Here is a 22619-nt window from a genome sequence, read left to right on the forward strand (position 1 = left end):
CGCTGCTAAAGTGGTCCTAAATCGCTATTTACGCGAATTAGAGCAAGCGGCATAAGTAATTAATCAGGTTCGGGCAGAGCCGTAGCGTCTGTGAAGTGAATTGCATTAGCAATCAGCAGCAGAAAGTAGATGATAAAGTAATTTATTATCGCCTGTATTCAGGGATCCCCGTCATTCATGGCGGGGAGCATGTCAAATTGCGTGAATTTGAGCCTTAGGGGCGTACAAAGACATGAGGGAACTTATGCAACAACAATTAGCAAAAACAATACCGCAAGAAGCGTTTGACTGGTATGACTCCTATGCGCATGGCGGGATGGACCGACGTACGTTTATTGCAAAATTAGGCTCGTTAGTGGCGCTAGGCTACTCAATGAGTGTATTAACCTCTGCTTTATTACCTAATTACGCGCTGGCTGAACAAGTGTCGTTTAATGATGCAGATATTAAGGCCAGGTACGTCAATTTTGATTCGCCCTCAGGACACGGTAAAGGGCGAGGATATTTAGTTGAACCGACTCATATTGATAACGATAAAGAAGGGCGCTTACCTGTGGTGCTAGTCGTACATGAAAACCGTGGATTAAACCCCTATATTGAAGATGTTGCAAGACGCCTGGCAAAAGCAGGTTTTATTGCTTTAGCGCCCGATGCATTATTCCCCTTGGGTGGCTATCCAGGTAATGATGATGAAGGCCGTCAAATGCAGAGCACGCTTGATAGAAGCAAAATAGAACAGGACTTTGTCGCAGCGGCTGAGTTTTTAAAAGCCAATTCACGCAGTAATGGCAAATTAGGCGCGGTTGGATTTTGTTTTGGTGGTTACATTGTTAATTACCTTGCAGCTTATAAACCCGATTTATTGCAGGCTGGGGTGCCGTTTTATGGCACACCTGCTGAAAAAACATTAAGGGCTAATATTAAAGCGCCGTTACTCATTCAGTTAGCTGAACTTGATGAACGTGTTAATGCAACCTGGCCAGAATACGAGCAAGACTTAATCGCAGCCAAAGTGCCTTATACCTTGCATATGTATAACAAGGCCAATCATGGTTTTCATAATGATTCTATTGCACGATATGATGAGGAAAATGCAGAACTGGCGTGGCAACGTACCCTCGTATTTTTTAAAAAACACCTCAGTTGATCAACGGACGATAAAGGGCGAGAGCTTGCCCTTTTATCGACTTGCTTATTGCTATTAGCTAATTCCACTCAACCTTAGCCCGATAAAAATGCTGATAAGAATGAGCGTGGCATTAAATATTAAATTACCCATTCCCAGCTCACAATCAATAAAGGTTGATTGATAGTTTACTCATTCTGGTGTTCGTGGTTTACGTTAACAACGTAGAGTATTCGCCATTGTTAACGTAAAACCAATCAGCAATCTCTTTTTACTTATTTATCCTGATTGGTATCACCTTAGTTCGATTCAGCGGGTTTAGCGGGTTTTTCGGTTTCTGTTTCAGTTTTAGGTTCTGCTGGTAAATCGGTTTGGTTTTCTTTTTCAGTGTCAGATGAAGCTTCTTTATCTGTGTCAGATTTGGGTTGTAAATAACTGATTAGCTTTTGCTCTAACACCTTGTAATTTAATGGCTTTAAAATGTAGCCCGACACACCGGCGCTCATTGCCTGTACAATTTGCTCCTGTGAACCATTGGTGCTCATAATAAACACATCTGTATTGGCCAATGCTTCATCTAGTCTAATTTCTTTTAATAAATCGATACCGCTTTTTCCTTCCATATCATCATCTGTTAACACTATTTTAAAGGGTGTACCCGCCTATGCGGCTTCCTTAAGCTGTGTTATTGCTTTTTCTGCACTTAGCACCGCAACCACTTTAGTAAAACCAATTTTATATAAAATATCATCAACTATTGTTTGTACTTCATCTACATCGTCAACAATAAGCACTCTAGGGATCTGTGGTTTGTTCGCGTTTGCAAACTGACTTGCATGGTAATTAGTTAGTTTGTTGTTGATTGAAACAAGCTGCATTAGCCTACTGTCAGTTTCGTCTGAAGCACCAGCCTGGCTATTTTGTCTTTGTTGTTTGATCATTGACTCAAAAATCTCTAAACAAATTTGTACTTCAGATAATGTGAACATTTACTACCTCATACTTAAGAAAAATCGTTGTTATTAATATAAATTTAGCCTAGCAATTGCAACGTGTCACACTCAGTTAGTTGTTATTGTTGCGAACATGACGGTTTGAAGTAATTTTTTTACTCTCAGTAGCAGCAATAATCATTTTATTTCTTAGCCATTTATTGGCGGGCTCTTTGTCGACATTAACGTGCCAGTATAAATGCACGCCAAGTTCGGGCAATTCAACTGGCATAGGGTAAATCGCAATATCGAGCATATTGGCGTACATTTGCGCTGCTGTTTTGGGCAGTGTGAGCAACATATCATTATTTAAAATAACCCGACATGCTGATAACGCATGTTGACAACGCAGGGCAATTTTTCGATGTAGACCAATGCGTGACAGTTCAAAATCTTCCAAACTTGGGCCTGTTGAGCGCGATGAAACTAATACATGGCCAAGCTTTAGGTAGGTTTCTAAATCTAAATCAGGATTAATCGCGGGATGATTTTTTCGTGCAACAACCACAAGCCGGTCAAGCTCTAATTGGGTATGCATGATGTTATTGCTAACCGGTATGAGGGTATCGATGGCGAGATCTATGTCTCCACTGGCGAGTTTATTTTCAAGTTCTGTTCGTCTTACTCTTTTATTGCTACGCAAATTAATGGCCGGCGACTCTAGCGATAAACTTTCTTGTAATATTGGCAAGTAGTATGGCTCCAACGAGCCATGCAATGACAACGAAAAGCTTTTGCGAGACGTGAGCGGTTCAAATTGCCTAGACTGCACTAAACATACCTGTAATTGATGTAATGCTTCACGCACATCGTCAATCACATTTTTGGCCACAGGAGTTGGCCGCATTTCATTACCCTGGCGAATAAATAAGGCGTCATCAAAATGATCCCTTAATTTTCCTAGTGAGTGGCTTACAGCAGGTTGAGATAAGTTCAGTACCGATGCGGCCTTGGTGATATTGCCTTCACAATAAATAGCATCAAAAACCACAAACAAATTCAAATCAATTTTCATACTTACTCCGTGTATCTCACCATGTCCATTGTTATAGCCAATGGCACTCATCAACTATTAAAAATATAAATAGTAGGGTATTAGAACTATTCATTTGTTCAATTTAGATGTTGATATTAGCATAGTCAAGTAGATTTAATTTAGTCGTTAGTATCCTTAGAACAGGTATTAGTCATGGCCTTGTAATGCATTTTCAGTGAGTAACCCGTTAAGGTTAATTACAACAAGGTGATCCCTGTATTTACGCCCAGTTAAGGCATCACATATTCAGTTAGAGACTCTTCATGGCAGCTATTTATTTGATAAGACACGGGCAGGCATCATTTGGCAGTAATGATTATGATCAACTGTCTGAAAAAGGAAGTCAGCAAGCAGCCATATTAGGGCAGTATTGGCGCGCTAGACCTGAGCCGAGTAAATTTTTTTGTGGTGACTTATTGCGTCATGGCCAAACATTAACTGGCTTTATGAAAGGTTATCAAGGCGAGACAACACCGACTGTTATTCACTCAGGTTTTAATGAGTTTGACCATGTTGATATTTTGCAAAAGTACAATGCGCAGTGGCACAACTTTGCAAAAATGAATGAGTCACTCAATCAATTAAGTGATCCGAATAAAGCGCTACAAAAAGAGTTTCTTCAGGCTTTAAATCGTTGGATATCGGGCACCCACGACCAAGATTACAAAGAGAGTTGGGTTCAGTTTAAGGCGCGCTGTATACGGGCGCTGCAAAATGTGATTGAACAGGAGTTGGCTAAAAAACGTCAACCTTCACGCGACAGCCAAACTAGCAAATCAAAAGATATTTTAGTGTTTACCTCAGGTGGGACCATTTCGGTGATTGTGCAGCACATACTGCAATTAAGTGATCAACAAACATTAGCCTTAAACCAGCAAGCAAGAAATACGGGGGTCACTAAATTGTTGTTTTCTGAAAACATGCTAAGTATAGATTATTTCAATAATTATAGTCACCTAGAGCAAGTTGGTGAAGAATGGGTGACATTTAAATAAACATTTTACGTTCAAAAAATATAAAGGAATGAATATGAACAACAGTAATTTATTTGATTTAACAGGGAAGGTTGCATTAGTGACAGGTGCAAGCCGTGGCATTGGTGAAAGTGTGGCAAAAGTATTGGCGCAGTATGGTGCGCATGTGATTGTGTCGAGTCGTAAAATCGATGCATGCCAAGCTGTTGTTGATGAGATTGTAAAAGCCGGTGGTAGTGCACAAGCAATAGCATGTCATATTGGCGAATTAGATCAAATTGATGCCATTTTTGCGGCCATTACGGAGCAACATGGCAAGTTAGATATTCTGGTTAACAATGCTGCTGCAAACCCATATTTTGGCCACATTATCGATACTGATTTAGCCGCATTTCAAAAAACTGTTGATGTGAATATTCGCGGTTACTTTTTCATGTCGACTCAAGGCGCCAAGTTAATGAAAGCCAGTGGCGGCGGTTCGATTATTAACGTGGCTTCTGTCAATGGTGTTATCCCTGGTGATTATCAAGGCATTTATTCAGTCACAAAAGCCGCTGTCATTTCAATGACTCAGGCATTTGCCAAAGAATGTGCCCAATTCAATATTCGTGTTAACGCCTTACTCCCTGGTGGTACCGACACCAAGTTTGCTTCAGCGCTCGTTGATAACCCAGCCATTTTAAAACAGATGATGCACCACGTGCCGATGAAACGGGTAGCCCAACCTGACGAAATGGCCGGTACTGTGTTGTATCTAGCCTCAAATGCATCAAGTTATACCACAGGTACTGCCATCAATGTTGATGGTGGTTACTTGATTGGTTAACGATTCAAAACAAAAACAAAAAACGAATATCACGCATAGGAATTTATGATGACTAGCACTCAAAACACCAGCATCAACAAGCTATTTGAAACGTTTTCAAATAAATCGTTATCGCTTAAAAACAAAACGGTAATGGCGCCAATGACTCGCGCGTTTTCGCCTAATTATGTCCCAAATGATGAGGTTGCTGGTTATTACCGCCGCCGTGCCGAAGGGGATGTGGGCTTAATTATTACTGAAGGCACTTTTATTTCGCATAAAGCCGCCAACGGCTATGAAAATGTACCGGCCATTTATGGCGAAGCCGCATTAGCGGGCTGGAAGCATGTTGTTGATGAAGTCCACGCAGCTGGCGGCAAAATTGCGCCACAGCTTTGGCATGTTGGCGCGGTGAGAAAACCCGGTGTAGGGCCAGACAAAGAAATGCCTGCATACAGCCCTTCTGGATTGTATAAACCCGGTGCACCTAATGGTGTTGCCATGACACAAGCTGACATTGATGAAGTGGTTGCTTCATTTGCCCAAGCAGCACTTGATGCCAAAAACATAGGTTTTGATGCGATTGAAGTGCATGGCGCCCATGGTTACTTAGTGGATCAATTTTTTTGGGAAGGCACCAATCAACGCGATGATAAATACGGTGGCACGCTTGAAAACCGTACTCGCTTTGGCGTTGAAATTGTTAAAGCCATCCGCGCAGCAGTGGGCGATGACTTTACCATTATCTTCCGTTTTTCGCAGTGGAAACAACAAGATTACACGGCAAAGCTGTGTCAAACCCCAGAAGAACTCGCCATCTTTTTAGGCTTATTAAGCGATGCTGGTGTGGATATTTTTCATGCGAGTACCCGCCGCTTTTGGGTTCCAGAATTTGAAGGTTCTGAGTTAAACCTTGCTGGTTGGACTAAAAAACTGACTAACAAACCTGTGATCACCGTGGGTAATGTGGGCCTTGACGCTGACTTTATTGGCGAAGGCAATGCTGATTTATCGGGCACTTCAAACCCTACTGGTATTGATGAATTATTGGTGCGCTTAAATAACGACGAGTTTGATTTAGTCGGTATTGGCCGTGCGTTATTGGTTGATCCTCAGTGGGTGAACAAAATTAAAACCAATGCAATTTCAGAAATTAAACCGTTTAATAAAAAGTCATTAATGTCGCTTAGCTAAGTTGTTGATTAAGAGATGGTAAACCATGCAATCGCGCCAATGATGACGCACTAGGATCCAATACAAGGACAGCATATGAATTTTGAATACAGTGAAAAAGTTCAAGGATTAATCGACCAGGTTAATGCGTTTATGGACTTACATGTTTATCCGGTTGAAGAAGAAATGCATCGTCAAGTTGAGCGCGATCCGTGGTCAACGCCCCCATTAATGGAAGAGCTTAAGGCCAAAGCAAAAGCGCAAGGTTTATGGAACCTGTTTTTACCTGTGGCATACGGCAAGTACAGTGGTGGGTTGACCAATTTAGAATATGCGCCATTAGCTGAAATTATGGGTAAAGTGATGTGGGCGCCTGAAGTATTTAACTGCGCGGCGCCCGATACCGGCAATATGGAAGTATTAGCCAAATACGGCAGCGAATCTCAAAAAAAGCAGTGGTTAGAGCCACTGCTTGAAGGCAAAATTCGCTCGGCATTTGCCATGACAGAACCCGAAGTTGCCTCAAGCGATGCAACCAACATTGAATTAAGCATTGTCCGTGATGGTGATGAATATGTCATTAATGGCCGTAAGTTTTACATTAGCGGCGCGTGTCGTAAACAATGTGAAATTATGATTGTGATGGGTAAAACCGACCCTCATAACAGCAACCGCTATATTCAACAATCTCAAGTGCTTGTACCCATGAAAACCCCAGGTGTTAAGGTGGTTAGGCCAATGAAAGTATTTGGCTACGATGATTCACCAGAAGGCCACGCAGAAGTGACCTTTAACGATGTGCGTGTACCAGTAGACAACATTATTGTGGGTGAGGGTAAAGGCTTTGAAATCGCCCAAGGTCGCTTGGGGCCGGGGCGCATTCACCATTGTATGCGTTCAGTTGGGATTGCACAGCGTGCGTTAGATTTAATGTGCAAACGTGTGAGTGAGCGCATTGTGTTTGGTCAACCTATGATTAAACAACAATCTGTACGTGAAGATATTGCCAAATCGGCCTGCCAAATTGAACAAGCGCGTTTAATGACGTTAAAAGCCGCGCAAAAAATGGACACCGAAGGTAATAAAGCCGCTAAAGACCTCATTGCCATGATAAAAATCGTGGCGCCTAGTATGTCGCTTGATGTAATAGACCGTGCCATTCAATGTCATGGCGCTGTTGGTGTGAGTCAAGATACCTTTTTAGCCCATGCCTGGGCAGGCCAGCGCACTCTGCGTTTAGCTGACGGCCCTGATCAAGTTCATATGATGCAACTTGGCCGTGATTTAGTGAAAAAAGTAACGCAATAACCTTGCAGGCAGGCCAATAATTTCTGGGGTGAGTTGGCCTGCCATTATCATTTTATGACTGTCATTAATCTAATCCAATCTATTCAATAATAAGAGTATTTAGAAATGCCACATACGTTTCCTATTGATAATGAAAAGCTGAGTGCTTATTTGCAGCACCATGTTGAGGGCTTTCAAGGGCCAATTACACTTGAAAAGTTCTCGGGTGGGCAATCTAATCCTACTTATAAAGTGACCGCTCAGTCGGGCGTTTATGTTTTGCGTCGTCAGCCACCCGGAAAATTACTCAAGTCAGCTCATGCAGTGGACCGAGAATATCGCGTGTTACATGCATTAAATGGCACAGATGTGCCGGTTGCAAAGGTGTATCACCTGTGTGAAGACCTGAGCATTATTGGCTCTATGTTTTATGTGATGGAATATTGCGACGGCACTGTGTATTGGAGCGCGTCATTGGCTGAAATTGACACCAACGAGCGACGTGGGGCCATGTACAGCGAGATGAATAGAGTGCTTGCAGCGTTACACAGCATTAATGTAGATGACATTGGGTTAACTGATTACGGCAAAGCCGGTAATTATTTTGAGCGTCAGTTAGGGCGTTGGACCTCGCAATATCGACTCACCGAACTTCAAAATATTCCTGCTATGGATGTACTTATTAAATGGCTAGAAGACAACTTACCCGTCGATGACGGTCGTGTGTGCCTGGTTCACGGTGATTTTCGTTTAGACAATATGATGTTTGCAAAAGATAAGCCCAGTGTTATTGCCTTGCTTGACTGGGAGTTATCTACCTTAGGCCATCCTTTTGCCGATCTTGCCTATCAATGCATGCAACTGCGTATGCCTGCTGGCATGGGAACCATTGACGGTTTAAAAGACATTGATAGAGCCAGTTTAGGCATTCCGAGTGAAGAAGACTATGTGGCGCAATATTGTCAACGCATGGGCATTGACCGAATCGACAATTGGCCATTTTATCTTGCTTTTAGTTTTTTCCGTTTAGGTGCAATTGCACAGGGCGTGGCTAAACGCGCAGCCGAAGGCAATGCTTCAAACGAAAATGCCAACAAAGTAGGCGCTTTTGTTGCACCGCTGGCGCAAATGGCATTGCAAGTGATTAACAACGCAAAATAATCAATGACAAAAACAATACAACAAGACCATCAATTACAGGAGTTACTCGCATGGATCCATTATTAGATTTTACTGGCAAAGTTGCTGTTATTACTGGCGCTGCACAGGGTTTTGGTCAGTTACTAGCACAAGAATTGGCAAAGCGTGGCGCAAAACTCGTCATCAGCGACATTAACGAAGCCGGTGTTCATCAGGTGGCTGACGATATCGCGGCTACTGGCGCTGAAATTGTCGCTATGAAATGCGATGTATCAAAAGATGAATCTTGTAAAGCCATGGTCGACACCGCGCTTGAGTATTTTGGCCGCGTTGATATTGGGGTTAACAACGCAGGTATTGCCCATGAATTTATGCCGCTGCACATGATTGACGAGTCAATCATGGACCGCCAATTTGCGATTAACGTTAAAGGGGTTCAATTTGGCATGCGCCATCAAATTGCCCAAATGCTTAAGCAAGGCGAGGGCACCATTTTAAATGTCAGTTCAATGGCTGGTTTAGGTGGGGCAGCTAGAGGCAGTGCTTATGCAATGGCAAAACATGCGGTGATTGGCTTAACCAAAACCGGTGCAGTGGAATATGGCCGCGACAACATTCGCATTAATGCCATTTGCCCGTTTTTTACCTTAACTCCTATGGTCACCAATTTTGCCGATGAAGAAAAGCAAAAGAAAATGGCCCGTGGCACACCGATGAACCGCCTTGGTGAGCCCAAAGAGATTGTTGCTGTAATGCTGATGATGTTGTCGCCAGCAAATACTTACATGACAGGGCAATGTATTGCCGTTGATGGTGGTGTGTCAGCCTTTTAAAGGCAGGTAATTTAGCCATCACCATTGGGTTACGCATTAAAAGATAAGAAGAGAATATTATGCCAGCAACATTAATGAATGAACGCGATCTTGAATTTATGCTTTATGAGCTATTTGACAGTGAAAGCTTAGTTAATCGGTCGCGTTATCAGGATCACGATCGCCAAACCTTTAATGAAGTGGTTAGCACAGCAAAAACCATTGCCGAAAAGTACTTCCTTCCGATCAGGCAAAAATTAGACACGCACCAGCCCACGTTTGATGGCAAAAAAGTGCATATCATTCCAGAGCTTAAAACCGCAATCGATGCAGTTAATCAATCAGGTATAGGCTCTGCTACTGCTGATTATGATTTGGGGGGAATGCAACTGCCGCCAATTATTGCCAGTGCTGCGGCATCTTATTTAACCGTAGCTGGCGGTGTGGGTATGGGTTACAACATGCTCACCACAGCCAATGCCAATTTATTACAAGCTCATGGTAGCCCTGAGTTAATCAATACCTGGGTTAAACCCATGCGTGAAGGCCGATTTATGGGCACCATGGCGATGACAGAGCCAGGCAGTGGCTCGTCATTAGGTGATCTCATCACTAAAGCCGTAAAAGCAGATGATGGCACGTATCGCATTAGCGGTAATAAAATTTATATCTCAGGTGGCGATCACGATTTAAGCGAAAACATAGTGCATTTAGTGCTTGCGCGCATTCAGGGTGCACCAAAAGGGGTGAAAGGTATTTCGCTATTTGTGGTGCCAAAGTTTTTACTCAATGAAGACGGTTCTACTGGTGCAGATAACGAAGTGGCCCTTGCAGGGTTATTCCACAAAATGGGGGGCCGCGCTCAAACCTCTACGGCGTTGAGTTTTGGTGAAAAAAACGGATCAGTGGGTTATTTGGTCGGTGAAGAAAACTGCGGCTTAAAGTACATGTTCCACATGATGAATGAAGCCCGCATTATGGTGGGTACTAGCGGTGCGGTACTGGCTGTGGCGGGTTATCAATACTCTGTTGATTATGCAAAAAATCGCCCTCAAGGGCGTTTACCCTCATGTAAAGATCCGCAATCACCCATGGTCAATATCATTGAACATGCTGATGTAAAGCGAATGCTTTTAGCACAAAAAGCCTATGCCGAAGGAGCTTTAGCATTGGTGCTATACGGCACGCAGTTAAGTGACGATGAACATACCGCCGAGACCGAAGAGCAGCGTCAACACGCCCATACCTTATTAGACTTTTTAACCCCAATCATTAAAACCTGGCCGTCAGAATATGGGCCTAAAGCCAACTCGTTGGCAATACAAGTGATGGGTGGGCACGGTTACATTAATGAGCATCCCGTTGAAATGTTTTACCGCGATAATCGGTTAAACCCAATCCATGAAGGCACTACCGGGATCCAATCGTTAGATTTGCTCACTCGTAAAGTGCCGATGAATAACATGCAGGGCTATAAAGCAACCCTACACGAAATCGCAAAAACCATAGAAAGTGCTAAGCAATACAATAGTTTACAGGAATACACTCACAAACTCAGTGATGCACTAAACACACTTAACAGCACAACCGATGCGGTAATGACCAGTATGGCAACCAAGAATATTGATTTAGCCTTGTCTAACTCGGTTAAATACCTTGAGCTATTTGGCCATGTGATTATCGCCTGGTTATGGTTAAAACAAAGTATGGTTGCCACTGATGCCTTATCGCACCAACCTCACCAGGACGACTTTAATTTTTATCAGGGCAAGTTACAGGCAGCTCAGTATTTTTACCGATTTGAGTTACCTGAAATTGAATTGTGGTCTAGGTTACTTATTAACACTGACAGCACCAGTTATGACATGCACAGCGATTGGTTTTGATAACTTACCCTGAGTTGAAGTTATCACAGCCAACTTTTTCAGCAACGCTGAGTTGCGTAGGGGCATTTAGCTCAATTATGTAGCTCAAACATGCAGATCAATGATCTAAAAAATAACCAGCATCATTTATGTTAAATGGTGCTTTTTTTTATTTTTCACCCCACCACTATTCATTTGGTTAATATCCAGGTATCAAAACTATTCATTTGTTTAATTAACTTAGCCCAATTAGCATGAGTTATCGCTTAATTTTCATTCATGGATTGTGTTGCGAAAGCAAACGAGGACAGGATAATGCCAACAGTGATTAATCGAAATAACATTGCAAATTATATTGGCCATCAAGCCGCACCCACTCAGTGGCATCAAATCAACCAACAGCAGATTAACCAATTTGCTGATTGCACCTTAGATCACCAGTTTATTCACGTTGATGAAGAAAAGGCAAAAGCCACGCCTTTTGGCTCAACCATTGCTCATGGCTTTTTATCGTTATCTATGCTGTCGCATTTTGCGGAAGAGTTTAGCGTTATTATCGACGGTTTTTACATGGGGCTGAATGCTGGGTTCGATAAAGTACGATTTTTGCAGCCGGTAACGGTTAATAGTCGCATAAGAGCCCATGCCAAAACCTTGTCGATAGAAGAAAAAAAGCCTGGTCAATTTCGTATATCAACCGAAGTCACCATAGAAATCGAAGGTATAGATACGCCAGCCTTGGTTGCTGAGTGGATATCGGTGCAAATGGTCAAATAACGAGGGTTTATAGGGTGTAATAGTCATTAATAGTAAATGCCACACTTAGCCCTATTAACTATTAGCTATTCATTTGGTTTCATTTTAGTCAGTAATCACACAACTAATAAAACTGCGACAACAAAGATAACAATAAAATAATCAGCACAGTGAGAGGTTCAATATGACTATCAGTTTTGCAGGGCAAGTTGCCATAGTTACAGGTGCAGGTAATGGATTAGGCCGCTCACATGCGTTGGAGTTGGCTAAACGTGGCGCTAAAGTCGTGGTCAATGATCTTGGCGGTGCACGCGATGGTAGCGGCGCTTCTTCTGCTGCCTCAAAAGAGGTGGTTGAATTAATTCAAGCCATGGGTGGAGAGGCCATCAGTCATGGTGCAAATGTAGCCAATTTTGATGAAGTCCAAGACATGGTGCAGCAAACCATGGACAAATGGGGGCGTGTTGACATTCTCATTAACAATGCTGGGATTTTGCGCGATAAGTCGTTTTCTAAAATGACCTTAGATGATTTTAAACTGGTGATGGACGTGCATGTAATGGGCTCAGTTAACTGCACTAAAGCCGTTTGGGAAATCATGAAACAGCAAAATTATGGCCGAATTGTTATGACAACGTCATCAAGCGGCATGTACGGCAATTTTGGACAGTCCAATTATGGTGCCGCAAAAATGGCAGTCATTGGGTTAATGAACACGCTAGTACTTGAAGGTGCAAAAAATAATATTCACATTAATGCATTAGCGCCCACCGCTGGTACCCGTATGACAGAAGATTTAATGCCAGAAGAAATCGTTAAAGCCTTTGCGCCAGAGGCGGTTACTGCAGGCATGTTGACCCTGTGTGATGAAGCCGCACCTAACCGATTTATTCTATGTGCAGGCGCTGGCGGTTATTCAAGCGCAAGCATTTTTGAAACAGACGGCTGCTTTATTCCAACTGCTAAACAAAGCCCTGAAGCGGTACGAGAAAATTGGCCTAAATTAACGGCGCAAGACAACCAACAGGCGCTGGTATCGGGCGCTCAACAAGGTGAAAAATTTATCATGAAAGCCATGGCGTTCATGAAATCACAACAGGCATAACACGTTACCTGTTCATGATAAATCATTAACCGGCCGTTGTATTAGCCCTAATTTTAAACAATAAGAATAAAAGGACCTTGTCATGAGAGAAGCCGTTATTGTATCTGTCGCACGAACTCCAATAGGCAAAGCCTACCGTGGTGCATTTAATGATTTATCTGCGCCAACCTTGTCAGCAGTGGCAGTTAACGCCGCCGTTGAGCGTGCTGGGATCGACCCAAATGAAATTGACGATTGTATTTTTGGCGCGGCATTAACTCAGGGCAACCAAGGCATGAACTTTGGACGCCAGGTCGCAATGGCAGCTAACTTACCTGTTTCTGTGCCAGGCATGACAGTTGATCGCCAATGTTCATCTGGCCTAATGTCAATTGCCATTGCCGCAAACCATATTGTGGTTGACGGTGCCAAGGTGGTCGTCGCTGGCGGGTGTGATTCAATCAGTTTGGTGCAAAACGATAAAATGAACATGCACCGCGCCGTAGACCCAAGTGTAAAAGCTTATCGTCCTGCGATTTATATGCCCATGCTTGATACGGCCGAAATTGTGGCAAATCGATATGATATTTCCCGTGAACGCCAAGATGCCTATGCGCTTACTTCACAACAACGCACTGCAGCAGCACAAGAAGCCGGTAAGTTTGATGATGAAATTGTGCCGGTTTCCTGCACTAAATTAGTCATGGACAAAGACAGCGGAGCAATCAGTAAGCAGGAAGTCACTCTGACTCAAGATGAGGGTAATCGTCCATCAACTAACCTTGAAGGCTTAGCCGGTTTAAAAGCGGTAAAAGATAACGGTTCTATTACTGGTGGTAATGCATCGCAATTGTCTGATGGCGCAGCGGCCGTCGTTGTAATGGAGCGATCATTAGCCGAACAGCGCGGCCTTAAACCCTTAGGCGCTTATCGAGGCATGGTGGTTGCTGGTTGTGAGCCGGACGAAATGGGTATTGGGCCAATTTATGCCATTCCAAAGTTGCTTGAACGCAATGGCTTAACCATGGATGACATCGGCTTATGGGAAATCAATGAAGCCTTTGCGGTACAGGTGATTTATTGTGCCGACAAACTCGGCATTCCCGCTGATAAATTAAATGTCAATGGAGGTGCTATATCGATTGGGCATCCTTATGGTATGAGTGGCACACGCATGGTGATGCACGCATTAATTGAAGGCAAACGCCGTGGGGTTAAATACGTTGTCATCAGTATGTGTATTGGTGGCGGGCAAGGCGCAGCTGGTTTGTTTGAAGTCTTGTAAAACTAAGTGTAGGTTAAAGCATTGTAAAAAAGAAAAACAATAACAATGACAGTAGCTAATTAAATGGCTACAGATCATTTTGTCAACATTGGGGAGAGTATTATGGAAAGGATTTGGCTAGAAAAGAGTTATCCACCTGGGGTTGAGTTTGAAATAGATCCCGATAAATACCGCTCTTTAGCAGAATTATTTTTTAAATATACCAAACAATACGCAAGTAATACGGCATTCATTAACATGGATGTGAGTATCACTTATCAACAGCTTGAACAGCAAGCTACTGATTTTGCAGCCTACTTACAACATAATTTAGGGTTAGTAAAAGGCGATAAGTTTGCCATTATGATCCCCAATACTTTGCAATATCCTATCGCTTTATTTGGTGCACTCATCGCAGGGCTAACCGTTGTTAATGTCAATCCATTGTATACAGCCCGTGAACTAGAACATCAATTAAAAGACTCTGGTGCAAAGGGCATTCTAATTCTTGAAAACTTTGCTCATGTATTGCAGCAAGTTATCAATAAAACGGATGTAAAGCATGTTATTACTACTGGTGTAGGCGACCGCTTAGGGCTTATCAAAGGCGCGTTAGTTAACGGTGCAATTAAACACGTTAAAAAGCTTGTCCCTGCGTTTGATATCCCAAATGCGGTTAAATTTAATGATGCCATGGCCAAAGGCAGCAAACACACTTTTACACCTGTAGACATCAATGGTGAAGATTTGGCTTTTTTACAATATACCGGTGGCACCACAGGCCCATCAAAGGGCGCAATGCTAACTCACCGCAATATGGTTGCTAACCTCGAACAGTCCAATGCTGTGACCAAAAATGTGTATGAAGTCGGCAAAGAACTCATTGTTACTGCACTACCGCTTTACCATATTTACGCATTGACCTCTAATTGCCTGGCCTTTTTACCCTTTGGCGGCATTAACTTATTAATCACTAATCCGCGTGATATGCCAGGCTTTGTTAAAGAGTTAGCCAAGTATAAATTTACCGTTATTACTGGGGTAAATACGCTATTTAATGGTTTGCTTAATACGCCAGGGTTTGATCAACTCGATTTTAGTGCATTAAAAATGGGTTTTGGTGGCGGAATGTCAGTACAACGCCCTGTAGCAGAACACTGGGAGCGCGTGACCAAAAGCCGTTTACTGGAAGGTTACGGTTTAACAGAATGTGCGCCACTGGTAACCATGAGTCCCTATAATCAAAAAAGTTACAATGGCTCAATTGGCTTACCAGCATCATCGACAGACGTTCGTTTAGTGGGTGCAGACGGTGAAGATGTGGCTTTAGGTGAACCAGGTGAAATGTGGGTTAAAGGCCCTCAGGTGATGAAAGGTTATTACAATCGCCAAAAAGCCACCGATGAAGTATTAAGAGACGGTTGGCTAGCCACGGGCGATATTGCCACCATGGATGAAAACGGCTTCTTTAGGATTGTTGACCGTAAAAAAGACATGATTATTGTGTCTGGTTTTAATGTATTCCCTAATGAAATCGAAGAAGTGATTGTGGCACATGAAGGCGTACTTGAAGCCGCTGCGGTGGGTGTGTCTTGTGATGCAACCGGTGAGCGGGTAAAAGTGTACATTGTGCGTAAAGATCCTAACCTAACCGAGCAAGATATCTTTGACCATTGCAACAAAATGCTCACTAACTATAAACGCCCTAAAACTATTGAATTTATGGATGAATTACCAAAAAGTAATGTGGGCAAAGTATTGCGTAAAGACTTACGCAGCAAGGCATAGTTAATCCTTAGTACTGAGTCGGTGCCATGCCGACTCAGTGTATCAATCAACTTCAGTTAATCTCTTTTCTATGGCGAATCGTCATGTTTTTAATTTAAACATGGCATTTGAGTAGCTGTTTGAGTATGAAATAAACAATTTATGTTAGAAATTTATGCCGGTGATACGGCGTTAAAAACAATACAAAGAGATGGATTTTCTCCTGATCTATTTAACGCTTTTTTGGGTGCCAGTGGCGGCCCGAAATGGTTTACCTTGTTTGGTTTAGATAAATATTTATTTGGCGAATTTTTTAATGGCAGGCAACAACCTTTAAACTTAATTGGGTCAAGTGCAGGGGCTTTTCGTGCTGCCTGTTTTGCCCAAAATGATCCCGTAGCCGCAATAGAGCGTTTGGCAAAAAACTATAGTGAGACAGTCTATTCAGACGATAAAAAGCCTCAACCTGTTGAAATCACCACTAAAGCCTTTGAGTTACTTGAAGCCTTATTTGGCAATACAGGGGCAGATGAAATCATTAATAACCCCGTATTTAAAGCCCATTTTATTGTGGCAAAATGCAATGGCTTGGTCGCTTCAGAAAACAAATTTAAGCAGGGTCTTGGTCTAACCAAAAGTTTTATTAACAATGCATTACGTCGGCCATTACTCAAAAAACAGTATGAGCGGTATATTTTTCAACATAATCAGAGTGATCTGTTATTAACCGATCCAGATAACTTACCTACAACCTCAGTCAGTTTAACGACAGATAATATCAAACGAGCATTGCTAGCGTCGGGCTCAATCCCGATGGTAATGCAAGGCATTAACGACATTCCTGATTGTCCTAAAGGCATGTATCGTGACGGCGGCATAATTGACTACCACTTTGATTTTAATATTCAAAATGACGGCTTAACCTTATATCCGCATTTTAGTTCAACGTTAAAAGCAGGTTGGTTTGATAAAAATTTGTCTCGTAATGTCAGATTACAGCATTACGATAAAACCGTGTTGCTGTGTCCATCTGCCGAGTTTGTTGCCTCTTTGCCCTATCAAAAAATACCCGATCGCAAAGACTTTGTGGAACTAGCGCCACAGCAACGAATTAAATACTGGCAACAAGTGTTTGTAGAAAGCGAAAAATTGGCCTTGCACTTTAAACACTTTTATAAACACCAACGCATTGATCAAATTAAAAATATTAAACAGTTAATGTAAAGCAATACGATAAATACAACGCCATTGACGGCGAAACAACTAACCACTGAGAGAGAAAACCATGAGCACATTTACCGCAATCAATCTTATCGCTCGTCCACAAGGCGGCCCAGTTGGTCCTGAATTATTTGAAGTAGTGCAAAAGCCAATGCCAATCGTAAGCGATGGCCAATTTCTGGTGAAACAAAGCCATATGTCCCTTGACCCAGCCATGTTTGGTTGGATGAGCCCCGACACTGAAAGTTACATTCCGCCAGTTGAGTTAGGCGAGGTGATGCGCAGCTCTGGCATTGGCGAAGTGGTTGAAAGCAAACACCCAGATTTTAAGGCCGGTGATCGCGTAATGGGCATGATGGGTTGGCAAGAATATTTTTTAAGTAATGGCCCAGGGTTAAACAAAGTCACCGCGCCTTTACCCGACGAAGCTATTTTATCTGTATTTGCATTACCAGGGTTAACCGCCACCCAAGGGCTTTTTAATGTGGGTAAACCTAAGCCAGGCGAAACCATTGTGGTGTCAGGTGCTGCGGGTTCAGTGGGCTCTATTGTAGGGCAACTGGCTAAAGCTGATGGTTTAACGGTGATAGGTGTTGTTGGTAGCGATGAAAAAGCAGATTGGATTGTCAATGAGTTAGGTTTTGACGGAGCGATAAACTACAAAACCGATGATATTGCCGCCAAGCTCGCTGAGTTAACGCCAAAGGGCGTTGATATTTATTTTGAAAACACCGGTGGTCCTATTCAACACCATGTATTTGCCAGAATGAATGCCCACGGGCGTATTGTGGTGTGCGGCATGATTGCAGATTATCCAAAATCAGTACCTGATCTTGGGCCAAACTGGATCCAAGTAATAAAAAAACGCTTAACCATTCAAGGTTTCACCATGCCAGATCACTTTGGCGACGTACCGGCTTTATTACAAAAACTAACACCCTATGTCATGAACGGCCAGATTAAACATCGCGCGCATGTGTTAGAGGGGCTTGAATCAGCGATGACAGGGCTTAATTTGTTCTTTACCGGTGCGAACAAAGGCAAATTAATCGTTAAAATTTAACCCTTAATCCATCAGCACAATTGCTACCGATTGTGCTGTTTTTACATCTGGCCAAGCAGGTAAACAATATGAGCGAAATCAAAAGCCATTATCGAAATTGCAATATCTGTGAGGCCATGTGTGGCCTAGACATTAGTTACCAAAACGGGCAAATTATTGCCATAAAAGGCGATCAACTTGACCCATTCAGCCAGGGCTATAACTGCCCTAAGGCGTTGGCTTTAGAAGATTTTTATACCGATAAAGACCGCTTAAAAACCCCAATAAAACGTACCGCTGAAGGTTGGCAAGCCATCAGTTGGGATGATGCGTTTAGCGAAATCGTCGACAAATTCAAACATATTCAGCAACAACATGGCAAAAATGCATTAGCGGTGTATTTGGGTAATCCAAATGCCCACAGTTTAGGTAATGCGTTATTTCTCAAACCGTTTATGAAATCCCTTGGCACCCTTAATCGGTTTAGCTCAGCTTCTGCCGACCAATTACCGCATCATGTTGCGGCTAATTTTATGTTTGGCGCAGGTATGTTAATTCCGGTGTCTGATATTGACCGCACCGACTTTATGCTCATTATTGGCGCAAACCCTGTGGTGTCAAATGGCAGTATGATGACAGCCCCTAATGTGATAGGTCGCTTAAAAGCCATTCAAAAACGCGGTGGTAAAGTGGTGGTGGTTGATCCGCGCAAAACCCGCACCGCCAAAATAGCCGACCAACATGTGTTTATTCGCCCCGAAAAAGACGCTTTTTTATTGCTGGCATTAATCCATTGCGTGTTTGCGCATAACAAGGTCAATATACGCCATTTAAGCGATAAAGTTGATGGGTTAGGTGACATCGAAAATCTAGTAAGAGATTACTCGCCACAAGTTGTTAGCCCATTGGTAGGCATTGAGGTAGAAGTCATTGAAACCTTATCAGCGCAAATGCTTGCAGCCGACTCAGCAGTTTGTTATAGCCGCATGGGTGCATCAACCCAGAGCTTTGGCGGCATTTGTTTATGGCTCACCAATGTGCTCAATATTATTACCGGCAACTTTGATAGAGCAGGCGGAGCAATGTTTCCGCAACCGGCATTTGATTTATTGCGTAATCACCAGGCGGGTCATAAAAGCTCATTTGGCCAACACCAATCCCGTGTGCGCAAATTACCGTTTTTTAATGGTGAGTTTCCGGTTGCAGCATTAGCAGAAGAAATTCAAACCCCAGGAGAAGGGCAAATTAGAAGCATAATTACGATTGCGGGTAATCCTGTGTTATCAGCGCCCAGTGGCCATAAATTGGCTGAAGCATTTAGTGAGCTTGAGTACATGGTATCGATTGATATTTACCTCAATGAAACCACTCAATACGCTGACATCATTTTACCGGGCACCACGGGCGTCGAAAACTCGCACTTTGATATTTTCTTTAACTCGTTCTCAGTGAGAAATACGGTTAAATATTCAGCGCCATTATTTGAAAAGCACAGCGAGCAACGCGGTGATTGGCAAATATTGAAAGAGATTGCTGCGCGCATGCTTAATGTGCCAGCAGATGACCCAATGCAACAAATTACCCCTGAAATGATCTTGGATATGGAGCTTAAAAAAGGACCATATGGTAAGCAGGGCATGAGTTTGCAAACGTTAATTGATAATCCACACGGTATTGATATTGGCCCATTGATGCCGTGTTTATCAGAGCGGATTAAAACCGCGAATGGCAACATTGATTTATTCCCGCAGGTTTATCAAGACGATTTACCGCGATTGCAGGCGTTTATGACTCAAACTACACGCGATAATCAATACCCATTTGATTTAATCAGCAGGCGCTTAGTGAAAAGCCACAATACCTGGACCCAAAATTCAGAGCGGCTCATTAAAGGTAAAAACCCGTGCACCTTAGAAATGCATCCGCAAGATGCACAAAAGCTTGGCGCGCACACTGGCCAGCAGGTAATAGTAAGCTCAGCGGTTGGTGAAATTAAAATAGACATTGTGATTACCGATGATGTACAACCCGGCGTTGTTACCATGCCGCAAGGTTGGGGCCATAATCAACCTGACACCAAAATGTCGGTAGCCGCCACTCAACCCGGTGTGAGTATTAATGATTTAACAGATGCTAAACGAGTTGATATGCTCACAGGTAATGCGGCTTTTAATGGCACACCGGTAGCGATTAAACTTGCTTAATAATTCAACGCATTATCAAAAACAACGAATAAATATAAAGGTTGACCATGTTTAAAAGTACCAACAACTACATTGCCTCAAATGAACTCACACTCGCGGTTAATGCCGCCATTGCGCTCGAAAAACCCTTATTAATAAAAGGGGAGCCAGGTACAGGCAAAACCCAGCTTGCTGAAGAGTTAGCTCGCTCGCTTAACTGTAAACTGTACCAATGGCACATCAAGTCGACCACCAAAGCCCAACAAGGGTTATACGAGTACGATGCAGTATCACGCCTGCGTGACAGTCAATTAGGCGATGCCAGAGTGCATGATATTGGCAACTACATTGTCAAAGGTAAGTTGTGGCAGGCGTTTGAAGAAGAACAACGTCCCATTTTATTGATTGATGAAATCGATAAAGCCGACATTGAGTTCCCTAACGATTTGCTGCAAGAGCTCGATAAAATGGAGTTTTATGTGTATGAAACTCAACAATTAATCAAAGCTAAACAGCGCCCCATTATTATCATCACGTCAAATAATGAAAAAGAACTGCCCGATGCTTTTTTACGTCGTTGTTTTTTCCATTACATTAAATTCCCAACCAAAGATGAAATGGCAAAAATCATCGACGTGCATCACCCTAACGTTAAGCAAACCCTGTTAACTCAGGCTTTAGAAGTATTTTTTGATCTGCGCGACGTTAATGGCATTAAGAAAAAGCCGTCAACATCTGAGCTCATCGACTGGTTAAAACTACTGATCTCCGATGATATTGCCCAAGACACATTACTTGATAAGCAATCTGATATTATTCCGCTGTTTGGCGCATTATTAAAGAATGAACAGGATGTGTCCTTAATTGAAAAACTGGCCTTTATGAGCCGCAGAAACAGGTAGTATTGCTGTGTTTATTGATTTTTTTCTCACCCTAAAAAAACACAAAGTACCCTGTAGTTTGCGTGAACTACTGGATTTAATTGCATTATTAAAAGCTGGGGTCGTGTTTGCCGATGTGGACGCGTTTTATAACTTAGCCAAAATTGTCATGGTGAAAGACGAGATCCATTACGACAAGTATGACAATGCCTTCGCCGAATACTTTAAAGGCATAGAAAGCATTGATATATTTGATAAGATCTTGCCAGAAGATTGGCTTCGCAAAGAGTTTGAAAAACACTTAAGCCAACAAGAGAAAGACCAACTTAAGGCGCTTGGCGGGCTAGAAGCATTAATGAAAGCGTTAAAAGAGCGCCTAGAAGAACAGCAAAAACGCCATGCCGGTGGCAATAAATGGGTCGGAACTGGCGGCACATCGCCTTTTGGTGCTTACGGTTATAACCCAGAAGGCATAAGGGTTGGTCAGGATAAAAACCGCAATAACCGCGCGGTGAAAGTATGGGACAAACGTGAGTTTAAAAACTTCGACCAGGACCGAGAACTGGGTACCCGTAATATCAAATTAGCATTAAAAAAATTGCGAAAATTTGCCCGCACAGGTGCCAGCGAAAAACTCGATATTAATACCACTATTCGTTCTACCGCCCAAAATGGCGGCTTACTTGATGTGCACATGGAGCCAGAGCGTCACAACGCGGTAAAAGTGCTAATGTTTTTTGATATCGGCGGCTCAATGGATGATTACATTCATACCTGCGAAGAGTTATTTTCAGCCGCACACAGCGAATTTAAACACCTACGCTTTTTTTATTTTCATAATTGTGTGTACGACAAAGTTTGGCAAGACAATCGTCGCCGTTTTGATAACATGATCGATTTAGAAGAAGTCATAAGAACCTTTGGCTCAGACTATAAAGTGATATTTGTAGGTGATGCCACTATGGGCCCTTACGAGATCATCGCCAAAGGCGGCAGTGTTGAACATTGGAATGAAAAGCCCGGCATAGATTATATGAATCGGCTACTCGGTCATTTTCATAAAGTCGCCTGGCTTAACCCACAGCCAGAGCAATATTGGCATGTACATCATTCAATTTCGATTATTCAAAAGCTGGTTGGCGACAAAATGTACCCGTTAACTGTAGATGGCATAGGCCGGGCCATTAAAGACTTAAGTTAGTCTCGTATTA

At 42.7% G+C, this 22619-nt stretch carries 20 protein-coding genes; 17 read left to right on the top strand and 3 right to left on the bottom strand.

The features are described 5' to 3' along the window. The first annotated feature begins 244 nt into the window (after positions 1–244). The gene (locus IEW93_RS15785; protein ID WP_188740260.1) at positions 245–1147 is read left to right on the top strand and encodes a dienelactone hydrolase family protein; all 903 of its coding nucleotides are present in this window, start codon (positions 245–247) and stop codon (positions 1145–1147) included. Positions 1148–1425: 278 nt separating this feature from the next. Here the strand turns inward: IEW93_RS15785 and IEW93_RS15790 are convergent, their stop codons facing one another. From IEW93_RS15790 to IEW93_RS15800, 3 genes are all read right to left on the bottom strand, one after another. Next, complete coding sequence (locus IEW93_RS15790) at positions 1426–1767, bottom strand: response regulator (protein WP_223417376.1); 342 nt, start codon at positions 1765–1767, stop codon at positions 1426–1428. 21 nt (positions 1768–1788) lie between these two features. After that, complete coding sequence (locus tag IEW93_RS15795; protein WP_188740262.1) at positions 1789–2115, bottom strand: response regulator; 327 nt, start codon at positions 2113–2115, stop codon at positions 1789–1791. 76 nt (positions 2116–2191) lie between these two features. Continuing rightward, complete coding sequence (locus tag IEW93_RS15800; RefSeq protein ID WP_188740263.1) at positions 2192–3133, bottom strand: LysR family transcriptional regulator; 942 nt, start codon at positions 3131–3133, stop codon at positions 2192–2194. Positions 3134–3417: 284 nt separating this feature from the next. Here IEW93_RS15800 and IEW93_RS15805 point away from each other — a divergent pair, with 284 nt between their 5' ends. The 16 genes from IEW93_RS15805 to IEW93_RS15880 all read left to right on the top strand — a co-directional run bounded on the left by IEW93_RS15805 (position 3418) and on the right by IEW93_RS15880 (position 22609). Then, positions 3418–4149 carry a histidine phosphatase family protein gene (locus tag IEW93_RS15805; protein WP_188740264.1) on the top strand — a complete coding sequence of 244 codons (732 nt, stop codon included), beginning with the start codon at positions 3418–3420 and terminating at the stop codon, positions 4147–4149. A gap of 34 nt (positions 4150–4183) precedes the next feature. After that, positions 4184–4954, top strand: coding sequence for an SDR family oxidoreductase (locus IEW93_RS15810; RefSeq protein ID WP_188740265.1), 771 nt, complete (start codon positions 4184–4186; stop codon positions 4952–4954). Between the two features lie 48 nt (positions 4955–5002). Next, positions 5003–6127, top strand: coding sequence for an NADH:flavin oxidoreductase (locus IEW93_RS15815; RefSeq protein ID WP_188740319.1), 1125 nt, complete (start codon positions 5003–5005; stop codon positions 6125–6127). A gap of 75 nt (positions 6128–6202) precedes the next feature. Then, the gene (locus tag IEW93_RS15820) at positions 6203–7414 is read left to right on the top strand and encodes an acyl-CoA dehydrogenase family protein (RefSeq protein WP_188740266.1); all 1212 of its coding nucleotides are present in this window, start codon (positions 6203–6205) and stop codon (positions 7412–7414) included. Between the two features lie 105 nt (positions 7415–7519). Then, positions 7520–8554, top strand: a complete 1035-nt coding sequence (locus tag IEW93_RS15825; protein ID WP_188740267.1) for a phosphotransferase family protein — start codon at positions 7520–7522, stop codon at positions 8552–8554. Between the two features lie 50 nt (positions 8555–8604). After that, entirely contained in the window at positions 8605–9366 is a 762-nt protein-coding gene (locus IEW93_RS15830; RefSeq protein WP_188740268.1) for an SDR family NAD(P)-dependent oxidoreductase, read from the top strand. A 59-nt stretch (positions 9367–9425) separates the two neighbouring features. Next, the gene (locus IEW93_RS15835; RefSeq protein ID WP_188740269.1) at positions 9426–11231 is read left to right on the top strand and encodes an acyl-CoA dehydrogenase; all 1806 of its coding nucleotides are present in this window, start codon (positions 9426–9428) and stop codon (positions 11229–11231) included. Between the two features lie 294 nt (positions 11232–11525). Beyond that, complete coding sequence (locus IEW93_RS15840; protein WP_188740270.1) at positions 11526–11987, top strand: MaoC family dehydratase; 462 nt, start codon at positions 11526–11528, stop codon at positions 11985–11987. A 163-nt stretch (positions 11988–12150) separates the two neighbouring features. Beyond that, entirely contained in the window at positions 12151–13071 is a 921-nt protein-coding gene (locus IEW93_RS15845; protein ID WP_188740271.1) for an SDR family NAD(P)-dependent oxidoreductase, read from the top strand. An 82-nt stretch (positions 13072–13153) separates the two neighbouring features. After that, complete coding sequence (locus tag IEW93_RS15850; protein ID WP_188740272.1) at positions 13154–14335, top strand: acetyl-CoA C-acyltransferase; 1182 nt, start codon at positions 13154–13156, stop codon at positions 14333–14335. A gap of 102 nt (positions 14336–14437) precedes the next feature. Next, positions 14438–16102, top strand: a complete 1665-nt coding sequence (locus tag IEW93_RS15855) for an AMP-binding protein (RefSeq protein WP_188740273.1) — start codon at positions 14438–14440, stop codon at positions 16100–16102. 141 nt (positions 16103–16243) lie between these two features. Next, positions 16244–17305 carry a patatin-like phospholipase family protein gene (locus IEW93_RS15860; protein ID WP_188740274.1) on the top strand — a complete coding sequence of 354 codons (1062 nt, stop codon included), beginning with the start codon at positions 16244–16246 and terminating at the stop codon, positions 17303–17305. A 61-nt stretch (positions 17306–17366) separates the two neighbouring features. Beyond that, positions 17367–18365 carry an NADP-dependent oxidoreductase gene (locus IEW93_RS15865; RefSeq protein ID WP_188740275.1) on the top strand — a complete coding sequence of 333 codons (999 nt, stop codon included), beginning with the start codon at positions 17367–17369 and terminating at the stop codon, positions 18363–18365. A 68-nt stretch (positions 18366–18433) separates the two neighbouring features. Then, on the top strand, positions 18434–20548 hold the full coding sequence (locus IEW93_RS15870) for a molybdopterin-dependent oxidoreductase (RefSeq protein ID WP_188740276.1): 2115 nt from the start codon (positions 18434–18436) through the stop codon (positions 20546–20548). Positions 20549–20595: 47 nt separating this feature from the next. After that, positions 20596–21429, top strand: a complete 834-nt coding sequence (locus IEW93_RS15875) for an AAA family ATPase (RefSeq protein WP_188740277.1) — start codon at positions 20596–20598, stop codon at positions 21427–21429. Between the two features lie 7 nt (positions 21430–21436). Next, positions 21437–22609 (top strand): vWA domain-containing protein, encoded by a 1173-nt coding sequence (locus IEW93_RS15880; protein ID WP_188740278.1) that lies wholly within the window; start codon positions 21437–21439, stop codon positions 22607–22609. Positions 22610–22619 lie beyond the last annotated feature (10 nt).

This window comes from Shewanella inventionis, from assembly GCF_014641855.1.
GTDB lineage: Bacteria > Pseudomonadota > Gammaproteobacteria > Enterobacterales > Shewanellaceae > Shewanella > Shewanella inventionis.

Coding starts and splice junctions, on each gene's coding strand:
- IEW93_RS15785 (WP_188740260.1), top strand. CDS start 245: ATGCAACAACAATTAGCAAAAACAATACCGCAAGAAGCGTTTGACTGG.
- IEW93_RS15795 (WP_188740262.1), bottom strand. CDS start 2,115: ATGTTCACATTATCTGAAGTACAAATTTGTTTAGAGATTTTTGAGTCA.
- IEW93_RS15800 (WP_188740263.1), bottom strand. CDS start 3,133: ATGAAAATTGATTTGAATTTGTTTGTGGTTTTTGATGCTATTTATTGT.
- IEW93_RS15805 (WP_188740264.1), top strand. CDS start 3,418: ATGGCAGCTATTTATTTGATAAGACACGGGCAGGCATCATTTGGCAGT.
- IEW93_RS15810 (WP_188740265.1), top strand. CDS start 4,184: ATGAACAACAGTAATTTATTTGATTTAACAGGGAAGGTTGCATTAGTG.
- IEW93_RS15815 (WP_188740319.1), top strand. CDS start 5,003: ATGACTAGCACTCAAAACACCAGCATCAACAAGCTATTTGAAACGTTT.
- IEW93_RS15820 (WP_188740266.1), top strand. CDS start 6,203: ATGAATTTTGAATACAGTGAAAAAGTTCAAGGATTAATCGACCAGGTT.
- IEW93_RS15825 (WP_188740267.1), top strand. CDS start 7,520: ATGCCACATACGTTTCCTATTGATAATGAAAAGCTGAGTGCTTATTTG.
- IEW93_RS15830 (WP_188740268.1), top strand. CDS start 8,605: ATGGATCCATTATTAGATTTTACTGGCAAAGTTGCTGTTATTACTGGC.
- IEW93_RS15835 (WP_188740269.1), top strand. CDS start 9,426: ATGCCAGCAACATTAATGAATGAACGCGATCTTGAATTTATGCTTTAT.
- IEW93_RS15840 (WP_188740270.1), top strand. CDS start 11,526: ATGCCAACAGTGATTAATCGAAATAACATTGCAAATTATATTGGCCAT.
- IEW93_RS15845 (WP_188740271.1), top strand. CDS start 12,151: ATGACTATCAGTTTTGCAGGGCAAGTTGCCATAGTTACAGGTGCAGGT.
- IEW93_RS15850 (WP_188740272.1), top strand. CDS start 13,154: ATGAGAGAAGCCGTTATTGTATCTGTCGCACGAACTCCAATAGGCAAA.
- IEW93_RS15855 (WP_188740273.1), top strand. CDS start 14,438: ATGGAAAGGATTTGGCTAGAAAAGAGTTATCCACCTGGGGTTGAGTTT.
- IEW93_RS15860 (WP_188740274.1), top strand. CDS start 16,244: ATGTTAGAAATTTATGCCGGTGATACGGCGTTAAAAACAATACAAAGA.
- IEW93_RS15865 (WP_188740275.1), top strand. CDS start 17,367: ATGAGCACATTTACCGCAATCAATCTTATCGCTCGTCCACAAGGCGGC.
- IEW93_RS15870 (WP_188740276.1), top strand. CDS start 18,434: ATGAGCGAAATCAAAAGCCATTATCGAAATTGCAATATCTGTGAGGCC.
- IEW93_RS15875 (WP_188740277.1), top strand. CDS start 20,596: ATGTTTAAAAGTACCAACAACTACATTGCCTCAAATGAACTCACACTC.